Below are 6,309 nucleotides of genomic sequence, written 5' to 3'. Positions count from 1 at the left end.
CGGTGTGCTCACGCAGCAACGACAACCACTCACGCGCCGCCACCGGCGTCGCCAGCGCCTCGAAACAGACGACGAAGTCCTCCCCCTCCACCGCCCCCACATTCGGATCACCCTCGGCGGTCAACGCATACACCCCGTCCGCCAACACCTCCAGACTCCGCTCCTTCTCCCCCAGATCAGCCGACGACGCGAACGGCTTCATTCCGTTTCTCCAATTCGTTCGATGGGTTTCACCTGGACGAACCCGCCGGTCCGGCGGTTCAGCCGTGCTCCTGATCGAGAAAGCCGCTGACCACCGCGTGGTAGTCATGCGGGCGCTCCTCCTGCAGGTGGTGCGCTGCCCGGTCCATGACGTACAGCTGTCCGCGCGGGACCATCCGGGCGAGCATCAGCGGGTAGTCCGGCGTGAGGAAGGCGTCCTGCATGCCCCAGCAGAAAAGGACGGGCGCCTGGATGCGGCCCAGTTCTTCGGTGAGGTCCTGCCAATCGCCTCGGGGGCTGTCGGACCGTGCCGCCAGTTCCATCTCCTCGGGATCGAGACTCTGCTCGTAACGCATCTCGACGGTGGAGGCTGGAATGGCCGCGGGGTCGTACCATTCGAGCCGCGCCATGAGGTCTCGCATCTTCTCCGGGCTCGGGCCGTCTCCGCCGTAGTAGGCGTCGCGGGCGTTCCTGCCGCGCCTCCCGCTTTCCGGCAGGGGGGCAAGCGGCCCGTAGAAGACCGGCATCGAACCGGTGACGACGAGCGATCGGACCCGCTCCGGGTATTTCGCCGCGATGTTCAGGGCGATGGTGCCGCCCCAGGAATTGCAGACGAAGTCGGCCCGCTCGATGGCGAGCGCGTCCATCAATGCGACGGTCCTGGCGGCATGGAAGTCCCACATCGGGCCTTCGATCACGCATTTCTCGGATCTGCCGTACTGGAGAATGTCCACGAGCAGGCAACGCCTGTTCCGCGCGAACAGCGGCGCCACCGGGCCGAAGTCGCTCCAGGCGGTGCAGCCGGGTCCCCCGCCATGCAGGAATATCGTCGGTGCGCCCTGCCCCATGTCCATGTAGTGGTAGGTGACGCCGTCGGCCTTGATGAACGTTCCGGCCGGCGCGGGGGGCGTCTCGGTTGGCATGCTGGTCCTTCCTTTCACGTCCGGCCGAGGAATGCCGCGGTCAGGCGGGCGAACTCCGCGGCCTGGAATTCGAGGGGGACGCCTCCGCCCTCGATGACGGCGGTCTCGGCGTGCGGGATGTGTTCGGTGAGCGGTCCGAGTTCGGGGAAGGCGTACGGGTCCGCGGAGGCGCCGACGCACAGCACGGGGCACGCGATGAGCCCGATGCGTTCTTCCATCCGGTACGCGCTCACCGCGGCGTGTCCGTGCTCGACGTCCGGCCAGACCCGCAGTGCGTCCCGGACGAAGCGGGTGAGCAGGTCCGAGCGGCCGCCGGGGTAGAACGCGGCGCGACGCCGCCAGAGTTCGGTGAGGTGCGAGCCGTCGGGTCGCTCGGCCACCGCGTCGATCGCCGGGCGCGACGCGCGGCGCTTCCGCGCCGCTTCGTCGATGTACGGGGTCGACGACAGGACGAGCCGGCGCACCCGCTTCGGAGCCCGCGCGCAGGCTTCGACGGCGACGACCCCGCCGGTGTGGTGACCGGCCAGGTCGAACTCGTCCACGCCCATCGCGTCGAGGAGACCGAGGATTCCGGCGGCGTAGTTCTCGATGCTGTGCTCGGTGATCCGCGCCGATGCGCCGAACCCGGGAGTGTCCGGCGCGATGACGTGCCGGCCGGCGGCGAGCCGCGGGATCGCCTCGCGGAACTCGTCCCATGACCGCGGTGTCTGGTGCAGCAGGATGAGCGGCGGCCCGGTGCGTACCCCGGACTCGGCGTAATGCACCTGCCCGAGCGGCGTGTCCGCGTAGCCGAAGCGGATCACGCCGCGCCCTTCAGGAACTCCAGCGACAGCGGGTTGTACAGGTCGGCGCGCTCGTGCTGGGGCCAGTGGCCGCACTCGGCGAACAGCTCCAGGCGGGAGCCGGCGATCGCCTCGTGCATGGCCTGCGCTTCGGGCACCTCCCCGAACGGGTTCTGGCGGCCCCACACGATGAGCGTGGGCGCGGTGATGCGCGCCATCCGGTCGGGCCGCAGCAGGTTCCGCCGCCGTGTCTCCATGTCCTGCAGGCACAGCAGGTTGTGGACGTTCGCCACGAAGTCCGGCTGGTGGTAGATGCGGTGACGGACCTCGACCAGTTCCTCGGAGACGTCCGTGGCCGGGTCGTACATCAGCAAGTACAGCCGCTTGCGGGTGAGGTCGATGTCGTCGGTCCGGACCGCGTTCAGCGTGGACGAGCGGATCCGCTCCATGATCTTCGCGTCGGCCTTGGTTCCGCCGGCCGCGAGCAGCTGGAGCGACGCGACCCGGTCAGGGGCCTCGCTCGCGAGCCATGCGGCCACCCACCCGCCGAGCGACTCGCCGACGAGGTGGGCGCGGTCCGCGCCGATCGCGTCGAGGTAGGCGGTCAGGTGCTCGACGTAGCGCGGTATCTCGTACGGGTGGTCGGGTTTGCCGGTGTAGCCGTGGCCGAGCATGTCGATGGCGTGGCAGCGGTAGCCGGCGTCGGCGTGCACGGGGATGTTCCGGACGAACGCCTCCAGGTGCCCGCTGGTGCCGTGCAGGAACACCACCGGCGGGCCGTCCTCGGGGCCGGCGACGAGCGCGCGCGTCCGCACGCCTCCCGCGTCGGCGTAGGCCAGCCGGTGCTCCACGCCCGTGAGGTCGGTCCAGATCGTCATGCGGTGGGCTCCTTCTGCGCGGTCGGGTCGAGGACGGCGACGGCCATCCCGGTCAGCCAGTCGTGGACGGGCTCGTAGGCGAGCCGGCGGCCGGGCACGTGCCCGAGGGCGGCGGCCATGACCAGCCAGGTGCGGATCTCCTGCGCGCCATTGCCCGCGGTTCGCTGCAGGTCTTCGGTGGTGCAAGCGCGCATCCGGTCGGTGCCGCCGGTCTCGATCAGGCCGAGGAACTCCTCGTCGAACCCGGGGTTGACGATGCTCGGCGCCGCCCGGATGATCTGCCGCCGCCGGGCGTCGTAGCGGGACCAGTCACCGCGCCCGTTCAGCCAGGCGGCGACCATGAACTCCTCGTCGTCGCCGTGCGGGTCCCGCCAGTCGGGCCACGGCAGCCGGTGCGACAGGCCGCCCGAGCCGATGACCGCGACGCGCCGGTCGTCCGGGAAGGATCGGACGGCCGCGCGCAGCGCCGCACCGAGGTCGGCGCACCGCGCCGTGGTCGGCAGCGGCGGCGCGAACACGTTCACCACCAGCGGGACGATGTCGGCGTCCAGCCCGTCCAGCAGGTACTGGACGGCGTGCGTCTGGCCGTGGTCGATCTGTAGCCGGGCCGAGAACGCCGGGTCGAACCCGCCGTCCATCAGCGCTGACGCGATGTGCCTGGCGAGCGGGACGTCCACCGGCAGCGGGCCCTTGGGGGTGCCGGACTCGCCGCTGGCGATGCACTCCCCCACGCCGATCGTGAAGGCGGGGATGAGGTCGAGCCAGAAGCCGCGGAAGTGATTGGAGCCGACGATCACGACGGTGTCGGGGCGGGCCGCGGCGAGCAGGTCCCGGGCCTCGTACAGCGCGTCGCGGAACCGGGTGGCCTCGGCCTTCTGCCGCGTCTCCGCCCAGTGGGTGTTCATCAGCGTGCTGTGGGACGCGCCGATGCCGAACACGATCTCAGCCGGCATCGCGCACCCCGATCACGTCGATCGCGACCCGGATCAGCAGCCTGGTCAGCCGCTCCATCTCGCGCAGGTCCACGGTGTTCATCCCCATCTGGAAGTCGGCGGACGGGTCGATGCCCAGCTCGCCGGTGCTCGCCTTCGGCATCCCGACCCGGACGGTCGGCACGCCGCGCGACCGCAGGATGTTGGCGTCGGTGGCCCCGGAGTTGCCGGTGATCGGCTGATGCGGGCCGCCCTCGGCCTCCTTGAACGCGGCGATGGCGGCGGTGACCACGGGGTCGGACGGGGCGGTGCGCGTGCCGGGGATGGCCAGCACCATCTCCCAGGTGACCTCCGCTCCGCTTTCGGCAGCGATCTTCTCGATCGCGGTCGCGAACTCGCGCTTGGCCTCCGCCGGGGTCAGGCCCGGCGGGAGCCGCAGGTCGCAGCGGAACCGGCAGGCCGCCGGGGTGACCGCGGCCATCCGCATCCAGCCGCCCTCGATCGCGCTCACCACTCCCTGGGGCGCCACCGTCCCGGCGGTGTGCCGGAAGGCGTACTCCTCGAACCACGTCTCCAGTCCGGCGACCACCTGGCCCGCGGCGGCGATCGGGTTGCGGTACGGGAGCCGGTGCCTGCTGCCGACGTAGGTGTGCGTGCCGTGCACGGTCACCTCGAACCAGGCCAGTCCGACCTCTTCGTGCGAGACGGTCCAGCCTGGTTTGGCGATGACGGCGTGGTCCGCCCACAACCCCTGCTCAAGCAGGAAGGAGCAGCCGACGCCCTGGCCGGTGTGGCGGCGGACGTCGCCGTCCAGGCGGGGCGCGTTGGTGGGCATGCCGCCCGCTCCGAGCCCCACCAGCAGGTCGCCGGCCAGCGGCACACCGGCCGCGGCGACCGCCTCCGCCGCGGCGATCACGCAGGCTGCGTGCCCTTTCGGGTTGCCGGCCCCGAGCCCGACCACATAGTCCCCACGTACGGAAGGCTCGGCACGCATGTCGGCGCGCAACGCGGGGCCGATCCACGGGACGTCCTCATCGGCGCGTCCGATGGTCAGCGTGTCGACGGGCGCGTACAGCATCAGGTCGCGGCCGCCGCCCTTTCCCGGCAGCCGCGCCCAGGCGCACGCCTGCCGGTCGTCCAGCGGCAGCGTCCCGGACTGCAGCCCAGCGGCCGCCATCTCCGCCGCCGCGTATTCGGCCAGCGGCCCCTCATCGCCGGTCGGGCTCGGTATGGCGACAAGGCCTATGACCAGTTCCAGCAGCCGCGCGCGGCGCACCTGTGCGCGGGCCCGCTCGACCCAGTTCACTGGTTGATCCGGTGGACCTGGGTCCGGCTCGTCCGCCGCAACCGCCAGGCGAGCACCACCAGGGCAGCCAGCGCGGCCATCACCAGAGCGCGTCGCATCTCAGTCGTCCTCCTTCCGGATCGCGGCGAGCTTGGCCTTGAACTCCTTCTCGGCCAGGCCCCGCCAGGCCGTCAGCGAGACGTCGGGCCGGTACAGCTGCTCGGGAGGCGCGTCGGTCACGTCGACCATCCACGCGTCCTGGCCGGAGAACTGGCCGTGGAACAGCCACCGGATCCAGCCCAGGTACTTGGCGTAGAACTTCAGGGTCGCCGGGCCGCGTAAGAAATTGACCATCACGCCGACGTACAGGTGCCTGTCCGCGTCCACCGGGACGTAGAACTCGTAATGGATGAAGTTCGGATAGGCGATGCGCAGCACTCCTGGCATCGACACCGACGCGAACCCCGGAAACTCCTGTGCGGCGATGACCGGGTCGACCTTGGCCGCCGCCCCGGTGTTGCCGATGTTGGACGGCGCGCCGCCGTCCTTCGCGGCCAGCGGGCTGAGCTTCCACCAGCGCTTGTTCGTCCAGCGGCCGAGTCCCGGGAAGTCCGCCTCCCAGAATTGCTCCTCCTGCTTGCGGTAGATCCAGCGGCCCTGCGGGACGATGCGTGTCACGTTCCACGTCGGCATCGCCTTGAACAGCCGCCACAGCGACGTGCGATGCAGGTACTTGGCGTGCCCTTCGTCGTAGCCGTTCTCGCAGGCGAAACGCCAATTGCCGGCGCGGTCGTCCATGCGGCCGCCCATGACGAACGGGTTCTCGACCAGTTCCTCCGGGAGCTGCTCGTCGATCGGGTGCGGGTCCTCATCTGCGATGGGCACGTACACCCACACCATTCCGAGCCGCTCGGCCACCGGGTACGTCGCGACGCGCGCCTTCCCGCAGATCGGCGACTGCGGACCGTCGGTGATCGCCGCGACGAGGTCGCCGTCCTTCAGGTCGTAGGTCCACCCGTGGTACGGGCAGCTCAGCGTCCCGGGGAACTCGCGGCGGCCCAGCGAAAGCGGCACGCCCCGGTGCGGGCAGCGGTCGTGCAGCGCGTAGGCGGTCCCCTGGTCCCGGACCAGCGCGATCTTGTCTCCGCACAGCGTGACGCCCATCGGCTTCCCGGTCACATGGTTCGACCAGGCGACGGGGTACCAGTAGCCGCGGAATCCCGCCGCGGCCGCGTCGTAGTGCGGCCACGTGGACCAGTCCCGGCGTCCGCGCGCTCCCCGCTGCGTCTGTGAATCGGCTCCTGTCAC

The 6,309-nt window shown here is 70.8% G+C and carries 6 protein-coding genes and 1 pseudogene; all 7 read right to left on the bottom strand.

What is annotated here, in order from left to right; translation table 11 throughout:
* Nucleotides 1–202: pseudogene (locus J4709_RS41140) on the bottom strand (MBL fold metallo-hydrolase); the annotation flags it as partial.
* 58 nt (nucleotides 203–260) lie between these two features.
* Entirely contained in the window at nucleotides 261–1,124 is an 864-nt protein-coding gene (locus J4709_RS41135; RefSeq protein ID WP_208250136.1) for an alpha/beta fold hydrolase, read from the bottom strand.
* A gap of 14 nt (nucleotides 1,125–1,138) precedes the next feature.
* Nucleotides 1,139–1,927: an alpha/beta fold hydrolase gene (locus tag J4709_RS41130; protein WP_208250134.1), complete on the bottom strand. Its 789-nt coding sequence runs from the start codon at nucleotides 1,925–1,927 to the stop codon at nucleotides 1,139–1,141.
* Nucleotides 1,924–2,784 carry an alpha/beta fold hydrolase gene (locus J4709_RS41125; RefSeq protein WP_208250132.1) on the bottom strand — a complete coding sequence of 287 codons (861 nt, stop codon included), beginning with the start codon at nucleotides 2,782–2,784 and terminating at the stop codon, nucleotides 1,924–1,926. The genes J4709_RS41130 and J4709_RS41125 overlap by 4 nt, the downstream gene beginning before the upstream one ends.
* Nucleotides 2,781–3,737 (bottom strand): DODA-type extradiol aromatic ring-opening family dioxygenase, encoded by a 957-nt coding sequence (locus J4709_RS41120; protein ID WP_208250130.1) that lies wholly within the window; start codon nucleotides 3,735–3,737, stop codon nucleotides 2,781–2,783. Before J4709_RS41120 ends, J4709_RS41125 begins: the two co-directional genes overlap by 4 nt.
* On the bottom strand, nucleotides 3,727–5,022 hold the full coding sequence (locus J4709_RS41115) for a peptidase dimerization domain-containing protein (RefSeq protein WP_208250128.1): 1,296 nt from the start codon (nucleotides 5,020–5,022) through the stop codon (nucleotides 3,727–3,729). The genes J4709_RS41120 and J4709_RS41115 overlap by 11 nt, the downstream gene beginning before the upstream one ends.
* Before the next feature lie 99 nt (nucleotides 5,023–5,121).
* On the bottom strand, nucleotides 5,122–6,309 hold the full coding sequence (locus tag J4709_RS41110) for a Rieske 2Fe-2S domain-containing protein (protein ID WP_208250126.1): 1,188 nt from the start codon (nucleotides 6,307–6,309) through the stop codon (nucleotides 5,122–5,124).

The organism is Actinomadura violacea (genome assembly GCF_017573465.1).
Taxonomy (GTDB): domain Bacteria; phylum Actinomycetota; class Actinomycetes; order Streptosporangiales; family Streptosporangiaceae; genus Spirillospora; species Spirillospora violacea.
This window is presented reverse-complemented; position numbering and strand designations above follow the sequence as displayed.